The 26,412-nt window shown below is 59.2% G+C and carries 26 protein-coding genes and 1 pseudogene; 11 read left to right on the plus strand and 16 right to left on the minus strand.

Annotation, left to right across the window (positions count from 1 at the left end; all coding sequences use genetic code 11):
* From pqqB to GPL81_RS29990, 4 genes are all read right to left on the minus strand, one after another.
* A partial coding sequence (gene pqqB, locus GPL81_RS29975; RefSeq protein ID WP_160109680.1) for a pyrroloquinoline quinone biosynthesis protein PqqB occupies window positions 1-889 on the minus strand: 889 nt, incomplete at its 3' end.
* A 125-nt stretch (window positions 890-1,014) separates the two neighbouring features.
* A complete protein-coding gene (gene pqqA / locus GPL81_RS29980; protein WP_008365141.1) occupies window positions 1,015-1,086 on the minus strand; it encodes a pyrroloquinoline quinone precursor peptide PqqA in 72 nt (23 codons plus the stop codon).
* Window positions 1,087-1,203: 117 nt separating this feature from the next.
* A complete protein-coding gene (locus GPL81_RS29985) occupies window positions 1,204-3,300 on the minus strand; it encodes a PQQ-dependent dehydrogenase, methanol/ethanol family (RefSeq protein WP_246219006.1) in 2,097 nt (698 codons plus the stop codon).
* Between the two features lie 70 nt (window positions 3,301-3,370).
* The gene (locus GPL81_RS29990) at window positions 3,371-4,303 is read right to left on the minus strand and encodes a transporter (RefSeq protein WP_160109681.1); all 933 of its coding nucleotides are present in this window, start codon (window positions 4,301-4,303) and stop codon (window positions 3,371-3,373) included.
* A gap of 256 nt (window positions 4,304-4,559) precedes the next feature.
* Between GPL81_RS29990 and GPL81_RS29995 the strand changes: the two genes are divergently transcribed.
* Complete coding sequence (locus GPL81_RS29995; RefSeq protein WP_160109683.1) at window positions 4,560-6,461, plus strand: sigma-54-dependent Fis family transcriptional regulator; 1,902 nt, start codon at window positions 4,560-4,562, stop codon at window positions 6,459-6,461.
* Window positions 6,462-6,516: 55 nt separating this feature from the next.
* On the opposite strand, the gene GPL81_RS30000 is transcribed toward GPL81_RS29995, so the two are convergent.
* The 3 genes from GPL81_RS30000 to GPL81_RS30010 all read right to left on the minus strand — a co-directional run bounded on the left by GPL81_RS30000 (window position 6,517) and on the right by GPL81_RS30010 (window position 9,332).
* Complete coding sequence (locus tag GPL81_RS30000) at window positions 6,517-6,789, minus strand: DUF4242 domain-containing protein (RefSeq protein ID WP_160109684.1); 273 nt, start codon at window positions 6,787-6,789, stop codon at window positions 6,517-6,519.
* Between the two features lie 91 nt (window positions 6,790-6,880).
* Window positions 6,881-8,371 carry an aldehyde dehydrogenase family protein gene (locus GPL81_RS30005; RefSeq protein ID WP_160109686.1) on the minus strand — a complete coding sequence of 497 codons (1,491 nt, stop codon included), beginning with the start codon at window positions 8,369-8,371 and terminating at the stop codon, window positions 6,881-6,883.
* A 283-nt stretch (window positions 8,372-8,654) separates the two neighbouring features.
* The gene (locus GPL81_RS30010; protein ID WP_246219007.1) at window positions 8,655-9,332 is read right to left on the minus strand and encodes a TetR/AcrR family transcriptional regulator; all 678 of its coding nucleotides are present in this window, start codon (window positions 9,330-9,332) and stop codon (window positions 8,655-8,657) included.
* A 47-nt stretch (window positions 9,333-9,379) separates the two neighbouring features.
* On the opposite strand from GPL81_RS30010, the gene GPL81_RS30015 reads away from it, so the two are divergent.
* Together GPL81_RS30015 and GPL81_RS30020 are read left to right on the plus strand one after the other, a co-directional pair.
* Complete coding sequence (locus tag GPL81_RS30015; RefSeq protein WP_160109688.1) at window positions 9,380-10,102, plus strand: SDR family oxidoreductase; 723 nt, start codon at window positions 9,380-9,382, stop codon at window positions 10,100-10,102.
* 92 nt (window positions 10,103-10,194) lie between these two features.
* The gene (locus GPL81_RS30020) at window positions 10,195-10,620 is read left to right on the plus strand and encodes a GNAT family N-acetyltransferase (protein ID WP_096512204.1); all 426 of its coding nucleotides are present in this window, start codon (window positions 10,195-10,197) and stop codon (window positions 10,618-10,620) included.
* Window positions 10,621-10,752: 132 nt separating this feature from the next.
* Here GPL81_RS30020 and GPL81_RS30025 read toward each other — a convergent pair whose 3' ends face one another.
* The 4 genes and pseudogenes from GPL81_RS30025 to GPL81_RS30040 form a co-directional block, all read right to left on the minus strand.
* The gene (locus tag GPL81_RS30025) at window positions 10,753-11,388 is read right to left on the minus strand and encodes an Nmad2 family putative nucleotide modification protein (RefSeq protein ID WP_160109690.1); all 636 of its coding nucleotides are present in this window, start codon (window positions 11,386-11,388) and stop codon (window positions 10,753-10,755) included.
* A gap of 2 nt (window positions 11,389-11,390) precedes the next feature.
* Complete coding sequence (locus GPL81_RS30030) at window positions 11,391-12,218, minus strand: Nmad3 family putative nucleotide modification protein (RefSeq protein WP_160109692.1); 828 nt, start codon at window positions 12,216-12,218, stop codon at window positions 11,391-11,393.
* 343 nt (window positions 12,219-12,561) lie between these two features.
* Window positions 12,562-12,753 (minus strand): hypothetical protein, encoded by a 192-nt coding sequence (locus tag GPL81_RS30035; protein WP_160109694.1) that lies wholly within the window; start codon window positions 12,751-12,753, stop codon window positions 12,562-12,564.
* A gap of 114 nt (window positions 12,754-12,867) precedes the next feature.
* Window positions 12,868-14,299: pseudogene (locus GPL81_RS30040) on the minus strand (IS1182 family transposase).
* Between the two features lie 319 nt (window positions 14,300-14,618).
* On the opposite strand from GPL81_RS30040, the gene GPL81_RS30045 reads away from it, so the two are divergent.
* Window positions 14,619-15,209, plus strand: a complete 591-nt coding sequence (locus tag GPL81_RS30045) for a flavodoxin family protein (RefSeq protein ID WP_218585675.1) — start codon at window positions 14,619-14,621, stop codon at window positions 15,207-15,209.
* Between the two features lie 102 nt (window positions 15,210-15,311).
* On the opposite strand, the gene GPL81_RS30050 is transcribed toward GPL81_RS30045, so the two are convergent.
* Together GPL81_RS30050 and GPL81_RS30055 are read right to left on the minus strand one after the other, a co-directional pair.
* A complete protein-coding gene (locus tag GPL81_RS30050) occupies window positions 15,312-16,091 on the minus strand; it encodes an SDR family oxidoreductase (protein WP_160109697.1) in 780 nt (259 codons plus the stop codon).
* On the minus strand, window positions 16,091-16,417 hold the full coding sequence (locus GPL81_RS30055) for a nuclear transport factor 2 family protein (protein WP_160109699.1): 327 nt from the start codon (window positions 16,415-16,417) through the stop codon (window positions 16,091-16,093). Before GPL81_RS30055 ends, GPL81_RS30050 begins: the two co-directional genes overlap by 1 nt.
* A gap of 99 nt (window positions 16,418-16,516) precedes the next feature.
* Between GPL81_RS30055 and GPL81_RS30060 the strand changes: the two genes are divergently transcribed.
* Window positions 16,517-16,858, plus strand: coding sequence for a winged helix-turn-helix transcriptional regulator (locus GPL81_RS30060; RefSeq protein ID WP_160109701.1), 342 nt, complete (start codon window positions 16,517-16,519; stop codon window positions 16,856-16,858).
* 104 nt (window positions 16,859-16,962) lie between these two features.
* On the opposite strand, the gene GPL81_RS30065 is transcribed toward GPL81_RS30060, so the two are convergent.
* Complete coding sequence (locus tag GPL81_RS30065; RefSeq protein ID WP_160109703.1) at window positions 16,963-18,093, minus strand: Gfo/Idh/MocA family protein; 1,131 nt, start codon at window positions 18,091-18,093, stop codon at window positions 16,963-16,965.
* 223 nt (window positions 18,094-18,316) lie between these two features.
* Here GPL81_RS30065 and GPL81_RS30070 point away from each other — a divergent pair, with 223 nt between their 5' ends.
* Window positions 18,317-19,537 carry an MFS transporter gene (locus GPL81_RS30070; protein ID WP_160109704.1) on the plus strand — a complete coding sequence of 407 codons (1,221 nt, stop codon included), beginning with the start codon at window positions 18,317-18,319 and terminating at the stop codon, window positions 19,535-19,537.
* A gap of 2 nt (window positions 19,538-19,539) precedes the next feature.
* On the opposite strand, the gene GPL81_RS30075 is transcribed toward GPL81_RS30070, so the two are convergent.
* The gene (locus GPL81_RS30075; RefSeq protein WP_160109743.1) at window positions 19,540-20,427 is read right to left on the minus strand and encodes a LysR family transcriptional regulator; all 888 of its coding nucleotides are present in this window, start codon (window positions 20,425-20,427) and stop codon (window positions 19,540-19,542) included.
* 134 nt (window positions 20,428-20,561) lie between these two features.
* Here GPL81_RS30075 and GPL81_RS30080 point away from each other — a divergent pair, with 134 nt between their 5' ends.
* The 5 genes from GPL81_RS30080 (at window position 20,562) to GPL81_RS30100 (ending at window position 25,369) form a co-directional block, all read left to right on the plus strand.
* Window positions 20,562-20,978, plus strand: a complete 417-nt coding sequence (locus GPL81_RS30080; RefSeq protein ID WP_281355073.1) for an MBL fold metallo-hydrolase — start codon at window positions 20,562-20,564, stop codon at window positions 20,976-20,978.
* Between the two features lie 220 nt (window positions 20,979-21,198).
* Window positions 21,199-21,879, plus strand: a complete 681-nt coding sequence (locus tag GPL81_RS30085) for an alpha/beta hydrolase (RefSeq protein WP_160109706.1) — start codon at window positions 21,199-21,201, stop codon at window positions 21,877-21,879.
* A 59-nt stretch (window positions 21,880-21,938) separates the two neighbouring features.
* Window positions 21,939-22,694, plus strand: coding sequence for an SDR family oxidoreductase (locus tag GPL81_RS30090; protein ID WP_160109708.1), 756 nt, complete (start codon window positions 21,939-21,941; stop codon window positions 22,692-22,694).
* A gap of 236 nt (window positions 22,695-22,930) precedes the next feature.
* Window positions 22,931-24,037 (plus strand): alkene reductase, encoded by a 1,107-nt coding sequence (locus GPL81_RS30095; protein WP_160109710.1) that lies wholly within the window; start codon window positions 22,931-22,933, stop codon window positions 24,035-24,037.
* A gap of 120 nt (window positions 24,038-24,157) precedes the next feature.
* Window positions 24,158-25,369 carry an MFS transporter gene (locus GPL81_RS30100; RefSeq protein WP_160109711.1) on the plus strand — a complete coding sequence of 404 codons (1,212 nt, stop codon included), beginning with the start codon at window positions 24,158-24,160 and terminating at the stop codon, window positions 25,367-25,369.
* A gap of 87 nt (window positions 25,370-25,456) precedes the next feature.
* On the opposite strand, the gene GPL81_RS30105 is transcribed toward GPL81_RS30100, so the two are convergent.
* Window positions 25,457-26,401 (minus strand): GlxA family transcriptional regulator, encoded by a 945-nt coding sequence (locus tag GPL81_RS30105; protein ID WP_160109712.1) that lies wholly within the window; start codon window positions 26,399-26,401, stop codon window positions 25,457-25,459.
* Window positions 26,402-26,412: the final 11 nt, after the last annotated feature.

Genomic DNA, 26,412 nt, shown 5'->3' on the forward strand with positions numbered 1-26,412 from the left:
CATACGCCACTTCCACACCGCGCTGCTCCAGTTCCGCACGCTGCGGCGAGTCCTCATCGAGAATCGGGTTGGTGTTGTTGATGTGGATCAGCACCTTGCGCGGCTCGGGCAATTGCGCGAGCACCTCGAGCATGCCGCCGGGGCCGTTTTGCGCCAGGTGACCCATTTCCCGGCCGGTGCGGGTGCCGACGCCACGGCGCTGCATTTCGTCGTCGTCCCACAGCGTGCCGTCCACCAGCAGGCAATCGCTGCCGGCCATGATTTCCAGCAGCGGTGCATCGACCTTGCCCAGGCCCGGTGCGTAAAACAGTTTACCGCCGGTGCTCAGGTCCTCGACGATCAGGCCGATGTTGTCGCCCGGATGCGGGTCGAAGCGGTGCGGCGAGTAGGGCGGCGCGGCGCTGCGCAGTGGCAGCGGGGTGAAGCGCAGGTTCGGGCAGGCCGGGACGCTGAAACTCTGATCGAGTTCGATGCGGTTCCAGTTCAGGCCGCCGTTCCAGTGGGTCAGCATGGTGAACAGCGGGAAGCCGGTAGTCAGGTCTTCGTGGACCATGTCGGTGCACCAGACCTGGTGCGGGCAACCTTCGCGCAGGCTGAGCAGGCCGGTGGTGTGGTCGATCTGGCTGTCCATCAGGATGATCGCGCCGATGCCGGTATCGCGCAGGGCGCGGCCCGGTTGCATCGGGGCGAAGCTCTGCAGTTGCGCACGGATGTCCGGCGAGGTGTTGCACAGCACCCAGTTCACGCCGTTATCGGAAATCGCGATGGACGACTGGGTCCGTGCCTGGGCCCGCAGGCTGCCGTCGCGAAAACCGGCGCAGTTCACGCAGTTGCAGTTCCACTGGGGGAAACCACCGCCGGCGGCGGAACCTAGAATCTGGATATACATGATGTGATCCGACCAACAATCGCGTCAGGGCGACTGCGCAAAAAAAGTGCCCCGGCGCACCGGGGCCAAATTGAAGTGATGCCATGCCTGTGGAGTGGAGCAGCGCACGGCACCACGCTCACGGGTCAGCGGCTGGCGAAATACATAGTGACCTCAAAGCCGATACGCAGGTCGGTGTAGGCAGGTTTGGTCCACATGGTCGAGTTCCTCAGTGTTGTTGGATGGGTCATCTCAAAAAGCTGTTGCGCATCCTTGCTCGACATGACGGCGAGTCCGGTCAAACAGCCCGCCGCCGTCGCGTTACCGAAGTGCGGTCATGGCGTGGCTTTGGCCGTGGCCGGCTGTTGCGCCTTGAGGTAGTCCGCGTACTCCCGGCTCATCACGTATTGCTTGATTTTCTCGACCTCGGCGGGCTCCAGCGTGTCCTTGAAAGAAGGCATGCCCAAAGGCCTCAACACGCCGTCCAGGACGATCTGCTGGAACAGGCCGCGCCGCGCCTCGTCGGACTTGCGCAGGTCGGGAATCAACCCGCCGCTGACGGCGCCCACGCCGTGGCAGACCGAACAGTAGGAGCCGAACAGCTGTTGGCCCGCGGCGAGGTCTGTGGCGGATGCCTCGACCGGCTTCGGTATGCGGGTGACGACCTGCGCTTTTTCGGGCAATGGTGGCAGTGAGTCTTTGCCGCCGAGTTTGAAGACCAGCAGGCGACTGACGTTGCCCACCCCCGGCGCATTCGCGGCGTCACCGCCGATCAGGGGCGCGACACCACCCCAACCCGCCATGACGGCAACGTACTGCTCACCTTCGAAACGGTAACTGATGGGGGCGGCGACGATGCCGGTCTGGGCGGCGAAGGACCACAGTTTCTTGCCTTTGTCCGCCGAGTACGCGATGAAATTACCGTCTGCCGTTCCCTGGAACACCAGGTTGCCCGCGGTGCTCAGGGTGCCGCCATTCCAGTAGTTCGAATAGGGCACGCGCCAGACTTCTTTTTGCTTCACCGGGTCCCAGGCCAGAAGCGCACCGGATACCGCCTCACGCGGAATTTCAGTGGCGTCGGAGAACCCGGCGCCGGTGTTGAATCCCTTGCGTTTGATGAAGTCCTTGGCTTCGTTGCGGTAGACGCCCGGAATTTCCTGGTAGGGGATGTACACCAGGCCGGTCTGCGGGTTGAACGACATCGAGTGCCATCCATGTGCGCCGAACGGGCTCGGCCACATCACAATGGGTTTGTCCTTGTAGCGCACACCGGGTGCTTCCACGGGTTTGCCGGTCTTCATGTCGATCTTCTCGGCCCAGGTCACTTTGCCGAATTTTTCAGCGGAGAGCAGTTGGCCGGTTTCGCGATCCAGAACATAGAAGAAGCCGTTCTTGGGTGCCTGCATGATGACTTTGCGCGGTTTACCGGCAATGTCCAGCTCCGCCAGGGTCAGCTGTTGGGTGGCGGTGAAGTCCCAGCTGTCCCCCGGGGTCACCTGATAGTGCCAAGCCAGGCGGCCGCTGTCCGGGTGGATGGCCAGAATCGATGACAGGTAGAGGTTGTCGCCGCCTCGCGGGCTGCGGATATTGCGGTTCCACGGTGAACCGTTGCCGGTGCCGATGTAGAGCAGGTCGAGTTGCGGATCGTAGGCCATGCTGTCCCACACGGTGCCGCCACCGCCAAGTTTCCAGTACTGGTCACCGGTCCAGGTCTTGGCTGCCTCGGCCAGCTCCGGGTGCTCGTAGGGTTGGTTCGGATCGCCCGGCACGGTGTAGAAGCGCCATTCCATTTTGCCGCTTTCGGCGTCGTAGGCAGAAAAGTAGCCACGTACGCCGTATTCGGCGCCGCCGTTGCCAATGATCACCTTGCCTTTGACCACCCGTGGCGCACCGGTAATGGTGTAGGGCAGGCTGTTGTCGGTTGTCTGTTGGCTCCACACCTGTTGACCGGTCTTGGCATCCAGGGCGATGAGACGACCGTCGAGGGTGCCGATGTAGACTTTGCCGTTCCACAGTGCCACACCGCGGTTGACTGCATCGCAGCAGGCATCGCGGGCTTTGCCGCGATCAATCTGCGGGTCGAAGGCCCATAGTTGTTTGCCGGTCTTGACGTCGATGGCAATGGCACGGCTCCACGACAGCGACGCATAGAGCACGCCGTCCGAGAAGAGCGGCGTTGCTTCCAGACCCCGGTGGTTATCGAGGTCAAGGTGCCAGGCCAGGCCCAGTTGGTCGGCGTTCTGTTCGGTGATCTGCTGGAGGGGGCTGAAGCGCTGTTCGGCATAGGTTCGACCGTGGCTGAGCCACTGGCTGCCGTCGTTCTCGCTGGCGACGATGGCGGCTTGATCGACCGGGGTGGCGCCGACCATCGGGGCCAGCAGAGCCAGGGCCAGGCTAGCGATTTTCAGGGGTGATGACTGCGTCTTGATCATTACGCAAGAGTCCTATTGTGCTTGTTGTAGGTAGATCGTTTTGCGTGCTCTGCGCGCGAACGCGTGAAAGCTAGAACAATTGCAGGAGGCGTAGATTGATTCGCCTTTCCTCTTTGAAGCCACTGTCCACGGACATGTCCTGGCCGTAATTGGCCATCAGCTGGGTGCTCGGCGTGACGAAGTAGGAAGTGCCCACGGTGTACTTGCTGGTGCCGGGTTTGTCATTCATGTCCAGCCCGGCGATTTCGCTTTCGCCACCCCAGAGTTTCGATACGCCGGCACGTACATCGAAGCGCTCGGTAAAGTTGTAGCGCAGAAAAGCCTGGCCCTGGTAGAGCGGTTCCTGCTTTTGAGTAACGCCTGCGTTGCCGTAGTCATTGTTGTGGCCGAAGAACGTGACATCGCCTACCAGATCGAGGGTCACCTTGTCGGTCAGCCCGGTGATGTAGCCGCTCTGCAACGTGAACTTCCAGCGGTTCTCGCCCAGGTTGATCGCGTTGTCTTTGTCGTAGCTGCCGGTGGGCACGAAGAGAAAAGGGGTGATGCCGAAGTAGCGGCGTTTTTCAGGTTCATTCACCAGCCAGACGGTAGCGGCAAGGATCAGGTCGCCGATGCCGCTGTCGCTGCCCAGGTCCTTCAGATCGTCCTTGGCCCGCACGTTGCCGAATGGCAGGAGAAACTGTGGATCGACGATGTAATCGCCCAACTGCATGAAATGCACGCCACGCAGGATGCCGATATCCGAATCCAGCCCGGCATGGATCGGCACCTTGTGGCCATCGGCATAGAGCGCATTGCGTTCGGCATGTTGGTAATAAAGCAGGCCCAGGTTGGTGTCTTTGGGAAGCGCGGTGTAATCGCCGGCATCGACGTCCATGGCCAGGGCGCCGCAGGAAAAACCGGCCATCAGGCCAAACAGCGAAGCGTGCAACAGATGCGCTTGAAGACGTTCGCGCGATAACCGCCCCGGGTTGGCGCGAGCCGGCCCTGTGCTCATTTTCATGACATCACCTTTATTGTTTTTGTTTATGATTAGCGCCAGGCCGGAGGGGATGTCCGGCTTGGTGATGTCATTGAGCAGGGCCTGTGCCAGTTTTTCTGTTTGGTGGAAAACTTCATATAAATCAATAATATGAATAACATTGGAAGTGGTCGAAGCAAGCGCGGGATTTGTCCCGCTGTATCGCTGGCTCAAACTGAGACAGTGGCTTGGGGTCAGGTTGACCCAGTTCGAGACACCCACCCGCGAGATGCCTGCCATGCGCAAAATCAGCACCCCCTCTGAGACGCCTCCTTCGCGCAAACGATTCGTCGATTCCGAAGTGGTCGAACGCTCGTGGCAGCGTTCGCGCAACTACGGAATATGTCAGCGCGACAACCTGCTTTTCGAAGCGCCGGTCGTCGCCAGCAGTTCGCAGATCGCCGAAAGCAATCGCCTGTTATTGAGCTGTGCCACTCCGGAAATGGAACAACTGCACGCGGCCCTGTCGCCCAAGGACTGGGTGCTGGCGTGCCTCGATCTGGAAGGCGTGGTCATCAGCAGCCTGGGCCGACGCAACACAGAGAATCGTGAGTTGAACCAGGTCTTCCGCGTTGGCGCACAGATTTCCGAGCAGAATGTCGGTACGACCGCACCCAGTTGCGTGCTGACCGAATGCGATTCGGTTTTTTTCGTCGGCGAGGAACACTATCTGGAAGAGGCACGCCAGTTTTCCTGCCTGGCCACGCCGATCTTCGGTCTGAACGGCAGCATTGTCGGTGTCCTGGATGCAAGCAGTAAGCAGGGGGCGCCTTCGATCTACACCCTGGAGTCCCTGGTGTTTGCCGCCCGTGCCATCGAAAACCGCCTGTTCGCCCAGCTCGGGGAGGTGCTGCTGGTGCATGTGCACCACCGCCTGGACATCCTGGGAACGCCGATGGAAGGGCTGCTGGCTTTCGACCCGGCCGGCAAGCTACGGTGCGCCAACCGCATTGCCGGTCAGTTGTTGAAGCTCGGCGACATCCAGATCGGCCTGGATTTCTCCGAGCTGTTTGACATGCCCTTCATCCATGCCGCCTGCTACCGCCGTCACGACCTCAGCGCACCGCTGCGTTTGCGCAGCCACCATAGCGGCGAGCTGCACGCTTGCATCACCATGACACCTGGCCAGAAACCGGCGCGGCGTGAGCCTGCGAAGCTCCTGCCAGCCATCGTCGCCGAACAGCCTCCAGCGCCGCAATCCAGGCCCTGTCTGGAAGATCCTGCCTTGCAGGATGCCCTTGGCCGCGCACGCAAGGCCTTCGCCCACGACATCCCGGTGCTGGTCAACGGTGAAACCGGCACAGGCAAGGAGGTCTTCGCCCGGCTGTTGCACGAAGGCAGCAAGCGCGCCGGCGAAGCCTTCGTCGCGATCAATTGCTCGTCCATCCCGGCCAGCCTCATCGAATCTGAACTGTTCGGTCACGTTGAAGGTGCCTTTACCGGTAGCCGCAAAGGGGGTGCCAGCGGGAAGATCGAAGAAGCCCACAAGGGCACACTGTTTCTCGACGAGATAGGCGACATGCCCCTGGAGCTTCAGGGTCGGCTGCTGCGTGTGCTGCAAGAGCGCAGCCTGACCCGTCTTGGCAGCAGCCAAGTGATCAAGGTCGATTGCGCGCTGATCTGTGCCACCCACCGCGACCTCAAGCAACTCACGGACAACGGGGGCTTTCGCGAGGATCTGTACTACCGCATCAATGGCCTGCGTGTGGCCCTTCCGGCCCTGCGTGAACGCAGCGACCTTCAGGCACTGATCGGCCATCTGCTTCGCGCTGAAACCTCCACGCACCGGTCGGTTCAACTCAACAGCCAGGCGTTGCAGGCGCTGTTGGCCTACCGCTGGCCAGGCAATATTCGACAGCTTTACCAAACCCTGCGCCTGGCAGCCGCACTGGCAGAAAATGAAGGGGAAATAGGTTTGCAGCACCTGCCGGACGAAGTCCTGGAAACCTGTGCCGTGCAGACCGAAGTGGAGCCTGACCCACCGCAACCTCAGGAGCGGACGACCTTGCACGCCACCGAGCTGCGCGCCATCAAGGCGGCGGTGGAAGCCAACGGCGGCAATCTCTCGGCGGCGGCCCGCAGCCTGGGCATCGGCCGGGCGACGCTGTACCGCAAGCTCAAAGGCATGGAGGACAGTTGACGCTGAGGGCAAGGCTGCGCTCCGACGGGGAGCCAGCCTTGTCCAGGCAGAGGGTCTATTCGGCGGTGGTCGGATCGATGATTTCAACCACTTCGGATACGCGGTTGGCCGGGAAACCGCCCTGTGCGGCGTGTTCGCGAACCTGTTGCTCGTTCGATGCGATGTACAGGCAGTAGACCTTGTCGTCCGTCACGTAACTGTGCAGCCATTGAATCTGTGGCCCCAGGGAGCCAAGCACGGCACAGGATTTTTGCGAAATCGCCCGGAGTTCCGGCGCCGAGAGTTTTCCGGCGCCCGGGATTTCTCGTTCGATGACATATTTCGGCATGGTGGTTTCCTCGAAAGCCGTGAAGGGCGAGTCGCCCGGAATAAAAAGCAGGCAGAGGCCGCGTGAGACGGCCCCGACCTGAAAGGGAGAATCAAAGTTTGATCATGACGGTTTTCAGTTCGGTGTAATGCTCAATGGCCGCCGCACCCATTTCGCGGCCGACACCGGAAAGCTTGTGGCCGCCAAAGGGCAGTACCGGGTCGAGGGCGCTGTGACAGTTGACCCACACCGAGCCCGACTTGATGCGCGGGATCATGCGATGTACCGCCCCCAGATCGTTCGACCAGATGCTCGCGCCCAGACCATAGGGGTTGTCGTTGGCCAACCGCACGACCTCATCGATGTCGTCGAAGGGCATGGCCACCAGCACAGGCCCGAAGATTTCCTCCTGGACCAGGCGATGCTTCTGGTCGACATCCACGATCACCGTGGGCCTGATGAAGTAGCCGGGGCCTGATTTCTCGCCGCCGCAGGCAACGGTGGCACCCAGCTCGCGACCCATCTCGATGTAGTGGTGCACACGGTCCTGTTGCTTGGCGGAAATCAGCGGGCCCATGTCCACGCTGGGGTCGAGGCCATTGCCCAGCTTCATGCCATTGGCGACGTCGACAATGTCACCCACCACTCGGTCGAAATGCTTGCGCTGTACATACAGGCGTGACCCTGCGCAGCACACCTGGCCCTGATTGAAGAAGATGGCGTTGGCAGCGCCGGCGGCGGCTTGCTGCAGGTCGGCATCGGCGAGGACGATGGTAGGGGACTTGCCGCCCAGTTCCAGGGTGACGCGGGTCATGTTATCCATGGCCGTCTTGCCGATCTGCTTGCCCACTTCGGTAGAGCCGGTGAACGTGAGCTTGTCCACGCCGGGGTGGCGGGTAAGGGCAGCGCCGGCATTGAGTCCGGTCCCCGTGACCACGTTGAACACACCGGCGGGATAACCGGCCTCCAGGACCAGTTCGGCCAGCTTTAGCGCACTGAGCGGTGTCTCATCGGCAGGCTTGAGTACCAGGCTGCAACCGGTGGCCAGGGCCGGGCCCAGTTTCCAGCACGCCAACATGAAGGGAAAGTTCCAGGCAACGATGGCGCCAACTACACCGACGGCCTCACGACGGATGAAGGCGTGGAAGTCGGAATCCGGCATCAGCGGCAGCGACGGATCCACGGTGCTACCCGAAATCTTGGTCGCCCAGCCAGCCATGTAGCGCAGGAAGTCGATCGACAACTGCACGTCCACCAGCCGCGCCATCTGCACGCTCTTGCCATTGTTCAGGCATTCGAGCTCGGCGATCACCTGCGCATCGCGTTCGATGAGATCGGCCAGGCGCCACAGCAGGTTTTGTCGCTCGCGCGGGCGCATGCGACTCCAGGCGGAGTCATCGAAGGCGCGACGTGCGGCTTGTACGGCACGGTCCACATCGACATGGTCAGCGGATGGCACTTCCAACAAGAGGTTGGCAGTCGCCGGATTGCGCACGGCCATGGTCGCGCCGCTGGAAGCGAACACCCATTCGGCGCCGATCAACATGCGCGGTTGCCTGGAAAGGAATTGGAAGGTCTTGTGATGCAGCGGTACAGGGTCCATGGGTGCGGCCTCGTTGTTGTGGGTCTTGTTCGTGACCCTGGAGCAACGGATGTGCCAGCCACAGGAAAGTACCGCGGGCATTGGCCCCGGCGTTTGTCGGCAGGAAAACCGCACAGTTACGGACATTGGGGAGTTGTATCGAACCCGTACAACTGTCTCAGAACGGGGCAGTCACCAGGGATGCCGATACGATCAGATCGGCGCGAAGACCTCGATCACTGCGGCGCAAGTCATTCACGCTCGATCCTGAGTGACTGCTATTGGCCGATTCGCAGAAGCCCCTTTAAACCCGTGGAGACACCAGGATATCGACTAGCGAGTCAGCGATATCTTGTAAGCGCTGGGCGTCCTGATAAAGCCGCTCGATAACGACAATGCCCCTGGTCAGGGTAATCACCAACCGTGCCGCGGCAGTTGTTTCCATGGCTAAAGACTGCTCTGCCTCAGCGGATGCGAAACGCTCAATGAGCAGAGCTTCCAAACTATCCAGCAAATCTCGTAATGCTTGGCGGATTGGCTCGCAATTGGCCGTCTCATCAATCGCCGTCTTAGTGGTCAGACAGCCTCTTGACGGGGTGCCTTGGGTCATTGAGGCAATGGTGTAAGCAAAAAAAGCCTTCAATGCCTGAGCCAGATCAGGCGCTCCCAAAGCCTGACGTGCGGCCTCCAGAAACCGCGTTTGATATCGGGCAAATACTTCTAGAAACAGCGCCTGTTTGTCGCCATAGGCGTTGTACAACGACCCGCGCAGCACCCCCGTGGCCTCAGCCAATTGCGGCATCGATGTCGCTCCGAACCCCTGACGCCAAAACACCTCCATGGCCAGGTCCAGGGTCTGGTCTTCATTGAACTGTCGTATTCCAACCACGCTGATCGTCCCTAGAAATGCTGTGAAGTGGATCTTGACACACCTGTCAAACATGTCAACACTGACAAGCATGACAGATGTGTCAAAGATCATTTGGCCATTGTTCTGCTCACTTCGCTTACCCCAAAAAGAGGTTCACCATGCAAAAACGTACTTTCCTCATTACCGGCGCCAGCAAAGGCATTGGTCGCGCGCTTAGCGAACGCTTGGCTACAGCAGGCCACCACGTGGTCGGCCTGGCGCGTCGCGCCGATGATCCGGGTTTTCCTGGCACTCTGGTTTCGGTCGATCTCAGCGACCGGCACGCCACTGATAAAGTCTTGGCCGAACTGATCCAGCGCTACACATTCGATGGCGTGGTCAACAATGTGGGCTTCATTCGCCTTGGCAAGCTGGGCGAGATAGATCTGGATGATCTTGAAGATGCCTTGACCCTCAACTTGCGGCCTGCGGTTCAGACTGTACAGGCGGTGCTGCCAGGCATGCGTGCCCGGGGCTGGGGACGCGTAGTCAATTTGTCCAGCCTGGTTGTACTCGGGGTGGCCGAGCGTAGCACCTACGCGGCGGCAAAGAGCGCAATGATCAGCTTCACCCGTACGTGGGCCCTGGAGCTCGCACGTACAGGCATTACGGTCAATGCCATTGCCCCCGGTCCCGTGGAGACCGAAATGTTCCGTGAGAACACCGCCGCCGGTAGCGAGGCAGAAAAGCGTTTTCTGGCGATGGTGCCCATGAACCGACTGGGCAAACCGGACGAACTGGCCGCGAGTATTGCCTTCCTGTTATCGGAGGAGGCCAGCTTTATCACCGGGCAAACACTGTTCGTCGACGGCGGGGCCTCGATTGGCCGCGCACCGCTTTGACAAAAACGGGCGACTGACTTCCAGGTCAGTCTCCCGCTGACAGAAATGGGCTACCTTGTTGACCCGACTACTCATCGCTCAGGGAGAGCGCCATGCCTTTAGAGATCCAGCTTTCGGAAATTGTGACTGAAGCAGAGCGGTTCGGGATTTTGAACCCGCTGCTGGCCCATAACCTGGCCAAAGGTGGGGACGATGCCCACGAGACATTTGCCCTGTTGCTACGAGACCCCGATAGCAATGAAGTCATTGGTGGACTGTATGGCAAGGTATCTTATCGATGGCTGCTCATCGATCTTGTCAGCGTTCCCGAGTCGATGCGTGGCCAGGGTATCGGAGAACGGCTAATGCACATGGCCGAAGAAGTCGCGAAGCAAAAGCACTGCATCGGTATTTGGCTGGAAACCTTCAGCTTTCAGGCACCGGGGTTTTATCAAAAACTGGGTTACTCCGAATTTGGACGCCTGGCAGATTATCCGCCGGGACATACCCGGTTCTATTATCAGAAACGGCTGTGCTGACAACCTGTTGTGCAGATTGCTCGACTTTGTGCCTGGATGCATCGGTCATTTGGCGCTCTTCTTCAATGTCTGCTTTGGGTTGATTACTGCCCTTTAGCGAAAAAGAGCGCTCCCTGTAGATGCTGCCGCCTGTCAGCATCGCCGTCGTGTTGGGAGGGCTGGCAGCGGTGCAACCGGTAGCGCGCAGGCCGTGTAACCGCGACTCGACTTGCGGTTACTGGCAACCTCAATGGAGATTTGTGACTGGGCATTCAGCCAGGTTTCGAGGCGCTGCCACACGGAGTCGGTGAGATCGGCAACCCTCTCCCCGCGCCGGATGTTGATCATGCGCAGACCAAAGTCCTCTGGTAAAAGGGGGCCGAAGGCACCGAAGCGCCAAGCATGATCGAACACGAGGACGTTCAGCCCGCCGGTGTCGCGAACTTGGGCCTCAGGCCCGTGAACGGGATTGGATTGCCAGGCGAAGCCGCCGTTACCGGTAGGCTTATAGAAATTGTCCGGTACGTCAGTACGGTCGGGTTTCTTTGAGGCAAAACGGCGGTCGCTCCAGTATTCGGTGAAGGTCAGTACATCAGAGACGATGCCAGCCCAGACAACGCTGTGGCGGGAGGTGGGATTCACTTCCGCACCTGCAAATGCGAGCACGAGTTCTCCGACCTTCGCCTTCTTGCGGATGCGCGGCTTACAGATAGCCAGCGTAACGGCGGGCGGATCGTAGTTTGGCGCGGAGCCCGCGTCCGTGGCGATCACATACGTGTGGACTCGCATCGTCATGCATCCTGCGCAAAGAGCTGATCGAGCCAAGCGAGTGCATCGGCACGATTTGTGATATCTGCGACGAATTCCTGACCCCGTGCGGCGGCCTCCAGAGTCCCGGACGACGACCAGCGCTGCGATGGATGATAGGTCAGGCCGACTCCGCCGCGAGCTAAGTTCAACCAGTCAGGTACCGACCAAATGGATGGACGCGGCGCATGACTCTTAGTCAGTCGAAAGCCTTTCTTGAACAGGCCAAAGCCCGGGCGATGCGCTTTGCGGCCGTCCAGCATCAGATGCTCGGCAGCAATGTAAAGCGTGTTGTTTTCCTTCCAGCCGGCCCTAGTGTGCGGGTGTTCTTCGAGCCAAGGGTAGCGCTCAGCCGCGTGCGTTCCATTGACCCCCAGAGAGAGGACCTCTCCGACTTGCAGCCACCCAAATACGCGATGTTCGCGTTGCCCCTCGTATGACCAGCGGTCTTGGATTTGCGTCACCGGCCGGAACAGACCCCAGAAGAGGTACAAATCGCCGACGCCGACATCTTGCCCGGCGAGATGACTCTGAGCTGCGGCAAGCTGACCGAGCGCGCCGCGCCATCCAGGTGCGCGAGGGCGCACGCTGGGATCAAGGTCTGGATCGAGGTGGCAAGGAGTTGCTCTCGTATATCGGCCTCGGGTGAGCTGTTCGATTAGTGTCGGAATCGGTTCGATCAGGTCGCCGAAGGTGATGGGCGTCGGCATACGTGTGGGGATGGGGAGCGAGAATGGTCGCCCCTCTAGTAGCGGGCTAGGGACTCCGCCAGCGGAGGAATCGAAACCTTTGCGGGAGAGTATGAGCTTCATAAGCCGCCAGTGGTGAGGTGCCGCTTGAAATTGTGGTCCGACGTGATTAGTTCACCGTCGATGCTGAGCGCCGCCAAGGGCTTGAGTGTAGTCCTTCTTTATTCCGGCATTGTATATATGCCTTTCATTATCGTTTTCTACACTTAGCCAAGCTTTCTCCCATTTTTTTAGGTCGAAATTTCGATCCGTAGGCCCCTTTAGCTTTTGACTCCGGATTAATTCCCTAAATGGAGTTTGCATATAAAATCCTTAGTATGAGTTAGGGTAGATAATTTCTTGTGTCAGAGCCTTGCTATTGGATCCGTTTTTGTTGTGATGTTCAAGTGCCATCACTCGGTGTTAATTAATGGGTGTCGAACATTCCGAATCCCTGCATGAAAGGGATCGCCGTAGGTAGCAAATGACTGCAAGTCAGCGAGACCATTGCAGCAAAGCTTTGTGCAGCTTTATCGATGTGCTTCATATGGCCGCAACCAAGGGCCGCTTCTGGCCCAGAATGTGTAAAAACACTCATGACCTCATCGCTTTCGATCATCGACGTTCGTTGACTGAGCGATTGCGTAGTCAATGCCGCAGATCGCATCAGTCGCGACTTGGAACACGTCAACGCCGTTTTTACAGCTTCTGGGATGGGCCAAAATCAGTCTTTTTAGGCTGACAGTACCGTCATCAAACCGTGAGCACCGATGATTTTCATGACCCGTTTTAGGTTGTAGGCGAGCACATTCAAACTCATCTCCGCACTCACCCCGGCCAGTTTTCGGGTCAGGAAGTGCGTCGTACCCATCCATTGTTTGAGCGTCCCGAAGGGATGCTCAACCGTCCGTTTTCGGATTCGCATCATCTCCGGGGCTTTGCTCAGCCGAAGCTGCATTTCCTCCAATAAGGTTTCATGCTCCCAGCGCCGAATTCGTCGTTCCGTGCTCGGCGTGCACTGCGATTTCAACGCGCAACCCTGGCATTTCGAACTCCAGTAACGGTGCAGCTTCAGGCCTTTTTCAGCGTAGGAGTAGTGCCAGATCAGCGCCTCTCCAGCTGGGCAAATGTATTCATTTTTTGCCGCGTCATAGATGAAGGCATCGTTATTGAAAACGCCCGTCGGCCTTGGCTCCAGAGGTCATCGGCTTGGGCACATAGGCGGTGATACCTGCTTCGTGACAAGCGAGGATCTGTTCGCTTTTGAAGTAACCTCGGTCAGCCACTACCGACAACGTATCTGCCGCCATCGCCTCGCGGGCTTGCTTGGCCATCGAGCTGAGTTGATCACGGTCGGAACCGACGTTGGTCACCTCATGTGCAACGATCAAATGGTGCTGGGTATCGACCGCTGTTTGCACGTTGTAGCCGACGATTCCGGTGCCGCGCGTCATCATGGAACGGGCGTCTGGATCGGTCAGTGAGACCTGTTTATCCGGCGATTCAATGAGCTGGACTTCGATCGCCCGGAGCTCCTTCATTTGAGTTTTGAGCTTGGCGATTTTCTCTTCCAATCGCACGGCGCTAGGCTCGGAAGCTGTTGGTTCTTGCCGATCGGCAGTATCGAGTGCCGCCAGGTAACGGCTGATGCTCGATTCAATTTCTTCCATTCGCCGCTTCAGTTTGGCGCTGGTGAAATTGCGGTCGCGGTTGTTGACGGCTTTGAATTTACTGCCATCGATGGCGACCAGATGTTCTCCGAACAGTCCCAACTGCTGACACAGCACGACGAACTGGCGACAGACGCCTCGGATGGCCTTGCTGTTGTCTTTTCGGAAGTTGGCGATGGTTTTGAAATCAGGCATCAACCGCCCGGTCAACCACATCAGCTCGACGTTACGTTGGGCTTCTCGTTCCAAACGTCGGCTCGACTGGATGCGGTCGAGGTAACCGTAGATGTAGATCTTCAACAAGACCGAAGGATGGTAAGCAGGCAGGCCAGTTTCGGCTGGGATGGCACCTTCAAAGCGCAGATTGACCAGGTCGAGTTCATCGACAAACACGTCCACTACGCGCACCGGGTTGGTATCGCTGACGTAGTCGTCGAGGCTCTCGGGAAGTAAGGTGCCTTGGCCTCGATGTTCACCTTTGATGAAGCGCTTCATGGGCGATCCCTGCGATGAAATCCTCAGAAATCATAGCAAGGGTTCGCGGAGGCGTTTTTACACACTCTGGGCCGATTTTTGCCTGTCGCTGCTGCGCAATCTATTGAACGCAGGGTTTGATTCTATTGCCCGCGACAGGTTTCGCGGATGGCTTCCAACAGCGTTAGGTCTTCAATTGGCAGCATGTTCTAAATCTTCGAACGAGTAGGCCAGAAACCTCGTGCGTCATTCGAATGATATCGGCAGATGATCACGCTCAATCCGCAACCAATCATGGGCGGACCTACTGATCACTCCCGAGGATTGCGCCATGACTGACATTACCCGCGTTGCCGTCGTTTACCACAGTGGCTATGGTCACACCGCCAAACAGGCTGAGGCCGTTGCCAAAGGCGCCAGCAGTGTTGCCGGTACCGAAGCCTTGCTGATCAGTGTCGAAGATATCGACCAATACTGGGAAACCCTGGAAGGTGTTGATGCAATCATCTTCGGCGCTCCAACCTATATGGGTAGTGCTTCCGCCCAGTTCAAAGGCTTCATGGACGCGACCTCTCGGACTGTCTTCGCCAAGGGTGGCGTATGGGGCAACAAGATTGCGGCAGGTTTTACCAATGCAGCCTCCCGTTCCGGTGACAAACTGGCAACCTTGCAGCAACTGTCGATCTTCGCTGCGCAGCACGGCATGCACTGGATCAACCTGGGGCTTCCACCGGGTCACAACAGCACCAAAACCACGGAAGACATGCTGAACCGCCACAGTTTCTGGCTCGGTGCAGCAGCCCAGTCCGATGCGGATGTCAGTGCTGAATTCGGTCCACCGAAAGCTGACCTGCTGACCGCCGAACACCTCGGTGCCCGTGTGGCAAAGGTAGCCCGTCAGATGGCTGCGGGTCGTCACGCTGTGGAATGATCCCCGACGAGTGTTAACCGCCGATGTACGATGGCTCATCACCCAGTGAGCGCGGTCGTACATCGGTTTTTTGTTAGTTTTCATGCTAACCAAAGGAAGGCATCACACTGTGGGAACCGTTCCACCATCGATGACGTATTCAGTACCCGTAATGGAGCTTGCAAGCGGCGAGACAAGGAATGCGATGAGGTCGGCTACTTCTCCTGGTTTAGCGGGGCGTCCGATCGGGATGCCTCCCAGTGAACCCATTACGACTTGGCGGCCACCCTCATAATCGGTGCCGTTCTGCCTCGCAATCTCCTCTACAAAGGCGACTGCTGCCTCCGTCTCCACCCATCCCGGTGAAACCCTGACCACGCGCACGCCCTTGGGGCTGACCTCTTTGGAAAGGCCCTTGCTGTAGTTCGAGAGCGCGGCCTTGGCGGCGGCATACGCAAGCGTGGACTCAGGTAGCGGTAGCTGGCGCTGGATAGAGGTGACGTGGATGATGACACCAGAGCCTTGCTTAAGCAGCATGGGCAACAGCGCTCGGTCGAGACGAACTACCGAGAACAGGTTCAAGTCCAGAGCCCGTTGCCATTCCTGGTCGTCGAGCACCGCATAGCCACCGGCTGGAGCCGATGAGCCGCCAGCAACATGAACGATGATATCGAGACCGCCGAGACGATCATGGACGGCATCGAAGACGCTGGCACAACCCTCGGTGGTGGTGATGTCCGCCGCGACGAAGAGGTCCCCGGGCAGGTGCTCGGGACGCGAGCGCGCAGTTGTCAGGACTTTTGCGCCAGCCTCGCGAAGTCGGGAGACGACGGCTTCTCCAATGCCTTTGGTTCCGCCGGTGACCAGCGCCCGGAGGTCTTCGAGTTCCAGTGCGATGCTCATCAGCGAATCTCCAGGGATGCGATCTTGTCGTCGACGAGTACAACGGTGTAAATGAGCTCGACAGGGCTGCCAGGGAAGTTCCCCGTAAGCCGGGCGAGCAGGGTCACGGTCTGTCCCTCCTGCGAGCTGCTCAATGGTTCGATGCTGTATTGATACTTGGCCTGCGAGGCTTGCTTCCAGGACTTGATGGCCTCCACCCCCTTGTACGTCTGGCCTTCATCACGCACGGTGGCATCTTTGGCGAAGCAGCGCTCCAACACCTCGGTGTCAGTCATCTTTTCGGCCGCCAGGTAACGGGCGAGCGGTTCAGGCAATTCGATTTTCATGGTGACTTCACCTCACTGATGTAAGGATTACTTCATCCACATGCTCGCTTTCGGCCATACCCGATGGCAAGAACCCACGAAAAAGTAAGCTAGGGAAATATGAGAAAAATCTATACGCCCTCTACTGCCGCTAGCGAAGTAGAAGCAGTGTTCAAGCAACTCGAAGGACGGTGGAAGCTGGTGATCTTGTTCCACCTCTTCGGTGGCCAGGTGCAACGCTTTTCCGAGCTGGAAAAACTAATCCCCGAGATCTCCCAGAAAATGCTCGCCCAGCAGTTACGCCAGTTGGAAGCGGATGGCATCGTGCATCGCACCGCCTATCCGCAAGTACCACCTAAGGTGGAGTACCGCATGACAGAGTGGGGTCAGGCGCTTTGTCCGGCACTGGATGCACTGTTGAAATGGGCGGAACTTCGGGAGATGCTCAAGCCGGCAGGTTGAACCTTCCAGGTTTCGCAGCCCCACCGGAGAGGCCGCTTTTGGCGGGTTGCTACCTGTCGCGAAGGGCAGTTGACGACCCATAGGAGCCCTTCGCGAATGGCTGCTTATGGCCGATTTTTGCTTGTCGCGAAGTCCTGAAAATCGACCAGGGGAGTTTGAGTCCCGCTCTTTGCCGCATCCAGCAACTGATGCAGGCGTAATGCATCGTTGAACGTCGCGGCCGCATGGGTGCCTTCGGCAACATCCTGCGCATACACGTGATAGAGCTCTGCCAGTTCAAGCACGGCTGACGGCAATGACGAGGCCGGCAGGCGCTGATAATTCTCAGGCACGGGCAACACTTCCAGCGTCAGGTTATCGCCATGCGCGCCCTCGACGACATAGTCGTCGCCGACATCGCCAAACGCCGAACGGTTGGTGATTTTCAGGTCACCCTGATCGCCAGTGATATCAATTTGGACGCCGGAGCCGTTCCGTTTGCCGCCTTCGATATGGATTGAAATGACTCCGCCGTCTTCGAGCATGCCGCTGAGTACGAGCTGGTCGGGGGCGGTGCTGTCAAGCACTTCGCCGGTTTCCTTGATGGTCACTTTCGGGAACTGGTTGACCATCAGGCCCGAGACTTTCACTGGCCAGCCGGTGGCGGTGAAGAGCATGTCCAGGAAGTGTCCGGCATAAATGGCGATGACACTGGAGAAGTTTTTCTCGGGGGCGGTCCAGCGCAGGGCATTGGGGCGCAGGGCCTGGAAGTAATTCATGCTGACGTGCATCCGCACGGAGCGCACCCTGCCGACGTAGCCTTGTTGCAGCAGGTCTTGCAGGTAGCGGTTGTGCGGTGCGTGACGGCGTTGCAGGCCGACAATGTGGCGCACGCCGGCGTCCTTGGCCACGTGCAGCAGTTGTTCGGAGTCTGCGGTGGTGGTGGTCAGCGGCCATTCGCAATAGACGTCTTTGCCAGCGGCGATGGCGGCGCGCACGGTTTTTTCGTGTTGCGGGGCGGTGTTGAGCACCACGACCAGATCTACTTCAGGGTTGTTGACCAACGCGTCGACTGAGTCGGCGACCTGGCTGATGGCGTACTCGCTGGCGGCGGCTTCGGCGCGTTCGCGGCGTTCGCTGTACACCGCTTGCAGGTGATATTGCGGCAGCAGATTGAGCACGCGCAGATGGCCGTGGCGAGCCCAGTTGCCGACGCCGATGATGCCGACGCGAATAGGGGAGTGAGCAGTTGTCATGGGAATGTCCTCGTAGGGTTTGGCTGACGAGGTGAAGTCTAGGGAGCGAAGCCCCGCGGAAAAACCGGCCAAAGGGCCGAACACTGCGGACAGGAAAGGCGCTAATGGCGGCACGCCTGTTCGATTGCGGAACGATTGATCCGCAGTGATCGGAGCTGCGCACTGTTTTTTCGCAGTGATCAGATACCTAGCATGGCGCCACTCATTACTGTGGAGCTTTGCCATGAACGATCTGTCTGCATCACCGGCCACCGCTGCGCTCGCGCCAGCGGAGCCGTCCTCCTGGCGCGACTGGCTGTCGGTGTACGCGGTGGCCCTGGGTGCTTTTGCCTTTGTCACCACCGAATACCTGCCGGTCGGCGTCCTGCCGCAAATTGCCAATAGCCTGAACATCACCGATGGGGTGGCCGGGTTGATGGTCACTGTGCCGGGCATGGTGGCGGCGGTGTCGGCGCCTGCGATCATGCTCGGCGCCGGGCGCATGAATCGGCGGCATTTGTTGCTGCTGTTGACACTGTTGCTGGTGGCTTCCAACGCCGTTTCGGCTCTGGCGCAGTCATTGCCGATCATGTTGTTGGGGCGCGGCTTGTTGGGTGTGGCGCTGGGTGGTTTCTGGGCGGTGGCGATTGCGGCTGCCGGGCGTCTGGTCAGCGAGTCAAAAGCGGCGAAAGCGACGGCGCTGATCTTTGCCGGGATTACCTTGGCGACGGTGTTCGGTGTGCCCTTTGGAACCTTTGTCAGCACGCTGTTTTCGTGGCGGATGTCGTTTGCCGTGACCGCGGGGTTGGCGTTGCTGGCGTTAGCCGCTCAGTGGCTGACGTTGCCTTCGTTGCCATCCCGCGAGGGCTTGCAGGTGCGCGCGCTGTTGGCGTTTCTGTCACGCAGCAATGCCCGTCGCAGCATGCTGTTGCTCGGTACGGTGGTGGCGGCGCACTTCACCGCGTACACCTACATTGCGCCGTTCCTTGGGCATGACGCCGGTTTCTCGCCGGATGCGATCACCGCGATTCTGTTGGGCTTTGGCCTGGTCGGCATGTTGGCGAACTTCGCGATGGCCGGGAGCATCACCACGCACCTGCGTGCGTCGTTGGGCGCTGTGGTGTTGCTGATGGTGATCGCGCAATGGGCCTTGCCCGGGTTGCAGGGCTGGGGCGTGACGTTGGCGGTGCTGGTGTGGGGCGTTGCCTACGGCGCGATTCCGCTGGGCGTGAGCAGTTGGATGCAACTGACGTCGCCGCAATTGCCCGAAGCCAGTTCCGCCATGTTGGTGACCACGTTTCAAGTGGCGATTGCTTCGGGTTCGCTGTTTGGCGGCTTGATGGTTGATCACGCCGGCGTGTCTTCAGCGTTATGGCTGGGCGCCGCCATCGGTGTGCTCGGTTTGGCGGTGATGCTCAGTTTCGGTCTCGGCAAAGCGCCGATTGCCGAGGCGCTGCAGCGCTGAGCTCAGGCTTTGAGAATGTTGTCCTTGAAGTAGTCGATCAACACTCGCAACCTCGGTGCCGTCTGCTTCGACGCAGGCCAGAGCATCCACAGGTTGCCAGTGTGGTCGGTGTAGTCCTCCAGCACCACCTTCAGCCTGCCGTCGGCCAATGGCTGACGGATTGAAAAATCCGGCAGGCAGGCAATCCCCACCCCATCGATCGCCAGGTACGTCAGCGGGTCCATCGTGGTGCAGGTCAACGCCCGCGTCAGGTTGGGCTCGATGTGTGTATCGTCGACGCGCAGCGGCCAACGCTCGATCATCCCGGTGGCCGGAAACTTGTGCAGCAGGCACACGTGGCGGATCAAATCGTCCGGGTGTGTCGGATCGCCATGGCGCTCCAGATACACTGGCGATGCCACCAGCTGCAATTGATAACCCCCCAGCTTGCGCGCCATCAGCCGCGAATCCTGCGGTGCGCCCGTGCGGATCACCGCGTCGAACCCTTCCTCGATCACGTCCACCATGCGGTCGGACATGTCCACGTCCAGCTCGATGTCCGGGTAGGCACGCATGAACCCGGCCAGTACCGGCATGATCAACACGTTCTGGATCGGCACGCTGATGCGCACCTTGCCGCGCGGGGTGGCGGACAGTTCCAGCAATTCCATTTCTGCCGCTTCCACTTCGCTGAGGATACGCTTGCAGCGGTCCAAGAACAGCTCGCCTTCAGTGGTCAGGGTGACACTGCGGGTGCTGCGATGGAACAGCCGCACCCCTAGGCGTTCTTCCATGCGCGCCACGCTCTTGCCGACGGCGGAGGAGGAGATCTCCAGCAAGCGACCGGCTTCGGTAAAGCTGCGGGTTTCGGCCACATGAATGAAGGCCGTGATGCCGCTGAGGCTGTCCATCATTTGAGGTGTGCTCGGTGCTGGGAAAGGGTTAAGGCAGAGTAGAGGCGGGCGGGGAAATTGGAAAGGGAAGTAATAGGGAGCGAGGCGTTGGCGTTGGCCGCGTTTTTAATACGGCAAAAATATTTTTCCAGATTGCCCAGGCTGCCGCTGCACCTTATCTGGCGGCTGGCAAATGGAAGCCATTGCAGGGCATGGATGAAATCGTGTCGGGCATTACTCCAGTTGCCATCCCGGGGCATACGCCAGGGCACGTGGGTTACAGGGTTTCGTCGAAGGGCCAATCGCTGCTGATCTGGGGCGACGTTGCCCACGTCGTCTCTGTGCAAATGCCACATCCCGAAGTGGGTATCGCGTTCGACGCTGACGGACCGACCGCAATCAAGACCCGCGAAGACCTTTTCGTGAAGTTGGCAGAGGACAAAACCCTGGTCGGTGGTGCACATATGTCGTTCCCTGGCTTTGGGCGCTTGCGCAAGGAAGACACAGGCTATTCATGGGTGCCGGTAACCTTCATGAACCTGAACTTATGGCCAGTCGACAAGGGATAAAACCCCCTGCAGATGATCATTCAAAGCAAGGGTGATCACTGTGCGGAAAGTTGTCTTTATGCTGGCTGCACTCTCTGCAGAGTTTGCCAATCCTGCAGCCAGTGAAATGTCCCGAAACGTCGGTATTACGACCCATCTGCTTCTTAGCTCGCGCCTAGCATAGACCCTGAATTCACAGCACGGGCAACCCGCCCGTCTACCCGAAATCAGGAGAAGGGCCATGAGCACTATCGAACACGTCATTCTTGTACACGGTGCCTGGGCCGACAGTACCAGCTGGAACAAATCGCGCGCCTTGATCGAAGCCGCCGGCCTGAGCACGGCCACGGTCAACCTGCCGCTGACGTCACTGGCAGCAGATGCCGACGTCGTGTCCCAGGCCATCGCCGCCGCCCCAGGACCGGTGTTGCTGGTGGGCCATTCCTATGGCGGTGCGGTCATCAGCGAGGCAGGTGTTCACGCCAAGGTGGCGGGCCTCGTCTATATCAACGCCTTTACCCCTGACATTGGCGAATCAGCTTTGGGGCTGACCGCATTGGCCGAGCCATCGCTGATGAGTGCCGAGATCCGCATAGATCAGGCGGGCTCGTCGAGCCTCACTTACGAGGGTGTCCATGAAGGCTTTGCTCAGGATGTGAGTGCGCAGGAGAAGCGTCAGCTGTTTGAAAACCAGCGTCCGACCGCTGTAGCGGCACTCACCGCACCACTCACTCAAGCCGCCTGGCAGCACAAGCCCAGCTGGTATCTGGTGGCGACCCTTGATAACGCCATTGAACCGGCACTTCAAGAGCTGATGGTGAAGAAGATCGGTGCCGTCAGCGACCGTGTCGATGCGGGCCATTGCTCAATGGTTTCCAAGCCTGAGGCTGTCGCCGATCTGGTCATTCGCGCCGCCAAGTAACCGATATTTCCCCTCCATTGTTCACCCTTTGCATTTCTGCAATCTCAGAGGACGCACCCATGAAACTCACTCAAAACACCATCTTCATTACCGGCGGCGGCTCTGGCATCGGCCGCGGGCTGGCCGAAGCCCTGCACAAATTGGGAAACCAGGTGATTATCTCAGGTCGGCGCAAGGGCCATCTGGAAGCCGTCGTTGCGGCCAACCCGGGCATGCACGCGGTCGAACTGGATATTACCGATCCAGCCAGCATTACCAAGGTCGCGAAACAGTTGATCAACGAATTCCCGCAGCTCAACGTGCTGATCAATAACGCCGGGATCATGTTGCCGGACACTGCGGCCGGCCACGTGGATGACGAATTGCTGGCGTCGACCGTTACCACCAATCTGATGGGCCCCATCCGCATGACTTCGGCGCTGATCGAGCACCTCAAGAAGGCCGATGACGCCTATGTGGCGTACACCTCTTCAGTACTCGGTTTCGTGCCCATGGCGCTGACGGCGGTGTACAGCGCCACCAAGGCCGCGCTGCATTCTTATGCACTGTCTCAGCGCTTCATGCTGCGCGATACCTCGGTCAAGGTGCTGGAAATCGCGCCGCCATGGGTACGTACCGAGTTGATGAATAGCTCGGAAGTCGAACTGGCGATGCCATTAGATGAGTTTATTGCCGAGACGATAGCGGTGCTGGGCACGGACGCGGTGGAAATTCTGGTCGAGCGGGCCAAGCCAATGCGCGCTAATGCCGGGGCGGATGAACACGCCTTTGTCGCTGAGTTCAACACACAGATATTGAAACTCTACGCCCAGTGAGCACCCTGCGGCGCTTGCATGAGTGCGGGCGCCGTTATCCGGACATCGAAAGTTCGATCTCCATGTTCGCCAGCATTACAGCCAAAAAGTCCGAAGTGTTGGGAAACACGGCCCATTTATTCACTCCGGAAAATCACCTTTACTGATGCCAAGCGCCCCAACCTCGAAAGCCCACATGGCTATCGACCCGGGCAGATATCCAATGGCTCTACACATACACTTCAATCGAGGCAACCATGTCCAAACTTCATTCCCCAGTTAAAGTCGGGCGGTTCACCTTCGCCCACCGCATTGTATTGGCACCGCTGACCCGCATGCGTGCCGAAGATGGCGCTCGTCCTGGCGCCCTGATGGTCGAGTACTACGCCCAGCGCGCTTCCGAAGGCGGTTTCCTGATCGGTGAAGCCACCATTGCCGCGCCAAACGGCAACGGCTATCTCGGCGCACCTGGCCTGTTCGACGACAGCCAGATCGTGGGCTGGAAACACGTCACCGACGCCGTGCACGCCAAAGGCGGCAAGATTTTCCTGCAGCTTTATCATGCGGGTCGCCAATCCAATGTCGACGTGCAGCCTGCAGGCAGCATCCCCGTCGGCCCATCGGAAATCCTGCACGGCGGCGTTGCTTACACCACCGAAGGTTGGGTACCCAATACCCCGAACCGCGCCCTGACCATCGAAGAGATCGCAGGCCTGGTAGAAAACTTCCGCACCGCCGCCGAACGCGGCGTGAAAGCCGGTTTTGACGGCGTGGAGCTGCATGGTGCCAACGGTTATTTGATCGACCAGTTCCTGCAGGACAACAGTAACAAGCGCACTGACTTTTACGGCGGCTCGTTCGAAAACCGCGCACGCTTCCTGCTGGAAGTGACCAACGCGCTGATTTCAGTGTGGGGTAGTGATCGCGTGGCGGTACGTGTCGGCCCGAGCGGCACCTGGGGTGACATGGGCGACAGCGATCCAGAAGGCCTGTTCACCTACGTCGCGCAACAACTGGCGCCGCTGAACCTGGCTTACCTGCACCTGATCGAGCCGCGCATCCTGGGCAACATCGAGGACGAGAATGCCGACCCGGCGCCGGTCGCTGCCCAGCTGATGCGCAAACACTACAAAGGCGTGATCATCGCCGCCGGTGGCTTTGACGGCGAATCCGCCGAGGCCATCATTCAGGCTGGCGACGCCGATCTGGTGGCCTTCGGTCGCCACTTCATCGCCAACCCGGACTTGCCGGAACGCCTGCGCCACAATCTGCCGCTGAACGCTTATGACCGTCCGACCTTTTTTGGTGGTACCGAGGTGGGTTACACCGACTACGAGTTCTATAAAGAAGAAGCGATTGCGTAACGTCTTTCGCCAAGCTCGAGTTGCTTTAGCGCAGAGACCAAACGAAGCCCCCTCGCGGGGGCTTTTTTATGTGTACACGCGATCAACAGGGCGCCATCACTTTTCCACAGCTGGAATACCATGAACTCAACCCAATTCATCAAAAGCAACCGGCCGCTGTATTGGTTGGCCTTAGGCACGTTTGCCGTCGGTACCGAAAGTTTCATGATCGCGGGCCTGCTTCCCGGAATGGCGACGGACCTTGGCGTTAGCGTTGCCATGGCGGGCCAGTTGGTCACTGTATTTGCTCTGGCCTATGCACTGAGTTCTCCAGTGCTGGCGGCGCTGTCCGGGAACCTGAACCGGCGCAGGCTGCTGATCGGTGCCATGGCGTTATTTGCGGTGGCCAATCTGCTGGCCTTCACGGCCAGTGGCTATTGGTCGTTGATGGCCGCGAGAGTGGTGCTGGCACTCGCGGCGGCAGTGTATGTACCCGGTGCGAACGCACTGGCCAGCGTGGTCGTGCCTCCTGAACAGCGTGGCCGCGCCATCGCAATTGTCAACGGTGGCCTGTCGCTCGCCATTGCCCTGGGTGTTCCGGTGGGCACCGTGCTGGGGGCGGCAATGGGTTGGCGCGCTACGTTCGGCAGCGTCGCGATTATTGCCGCGTTGGCCGTTGCCGGTTTGCTGATAGGCCTTCCACGCGAGATAGGAACCGGACTCGCCACTGCCAGCCTGCGCCTGCGCATTTCCACTGCGGCTCAGCCTGCGGTTTTGCATACGCTGCTGATCACTACGTTGTGGGCGATGGCGAGCTACACCACTTACACTTATCTCGCTCCGCTTTTGGAAGCCACCACCTTCATAAATGGTCCGGCGATAGGCTTCGTGCTATTTGGCTGGGGTGTTTCTGCCGCAATCGGCCTGGCCATCAGCGGCCGGGCGGTTGACCGCAAAGGTCCGCGCGCAGTGATCCTGCCAGCGTTGGCAACATCCACTACCGCGTTCGTCGTCCTGTCGCTGGCGCCGCACTTTATCGACAAACAGTTCGCAGTTGTGCCGATAGTCCTCGCCATCGCTGCCTGGGGCGTGGCGCACTGGGCTTTTTATCCTGCCCAGCAAACCACGCTGGTGGGTGTGGCTGGCGTTGCGAGCGCGCCAGTGGTGTTGTCGCTCAACGCCTCCTTCATGTACCTCGGTTTCTCACTGGGTGCGGGTCTCGGCTCTCTGACATTGCACTACAGCTCATTGGCCAACCTTGGCTTTGTCAGTGCCCTCTGCGTAGCAACGGCCTTGACCTTGGCCTATACATCCGGCCGCCGACCCGCACCGCAACTTCAACCTTCAAATTAAGTAATCTAAACGCTCAAAAAGTAGAGCTCCAAGAATGAATAACGGCGGCCAATGGCCGCCATTATTCTGCTGCGAAAAAATTGAAGCTTATACGTCAGCGTTAGAGCCGAAGGTCCGGCGTAACGATTGCGGGGACTGACCATATACCCGCAGGAAGGCCCGGCGCATACGTTCGCGGTCGCCAAAGCCGGCCTCCGAGGCCACCGCTTCAAGCGTTAGACGCCCCTGTTCGATCATCAATCGGGCGGCCTCCAGGCGTAGATTTTCGATGGCCTTGGCGGGTGAGCTTCCGGTCTGCTCGCGAAAGCTTCGACTGAACTGCCGAGGGCTCAGGCACGCCGCATCCGCCAGGTCTTCTACGGAAAGGTCGCGGCGCAGGTTTTTTCGAGCGAAGTCCAGCGACTGCTGAATGCGGTCGGAGCTCGGACTCAGTTCCAGCATCGCCGAATGCTGGGATTGCCCACCCGCGCGGCGATGGTAAAGCACCAGCCGCTGCGAGACGGTTCGGGCCAGAGCGGCACCGTAATCCTTCTCGACCATACCGATGGTTAAATCGAGCGCAGCGGTCATGCCTGCCGAGGTCCAGATCTTTCCATCGATGATGAAGATGCGATCTTCTTCTACTTTTATTGCGGGATATCTATCGCGCATTTCCTTGGCACGAGCCCAGTGCACTGTGGCTCGGCGCCCATCGAGCAAACCGGACTCGGCAAGCGCGAAAGCACCGACGCACAAAGCGCCTACCCGCCGTGAATTTGCATTGGCTTCAACCAGAAAGGAGTGAATACCGTCCGACGCCGAACTGCGATCCATTGCACCGCTGATCAAGACGGTATCGAAATCAGTTTTGTTGAACTGCTGAGTATCAATCGACGTGAACAAGGAGCTGGCGACCAAGCCGCCATGCTCGGATAGCACACTGATGTCGTAGAGTTTTTCACCCGCGGCCAGGTTGGCAAACTCGAAAGCTGAAAGCGCAGCAAGGCTCATCACCTGAAAATCGGGCCGTACGATTAACGCCACACTTTGCATAAAACCCCCAT

Origin of the sequence: Pseudomonas izuensis, from assembly GCF_009861505.1 — a bacterium.
Classification (GTDB): domain Bacteria; phylum Pseudomonadota; class Gammaproteobacteria; order Pseudomonadales; family Pseudomonadaceae; genus Aquipseudomonas; species Aquipseudomonas izuensis.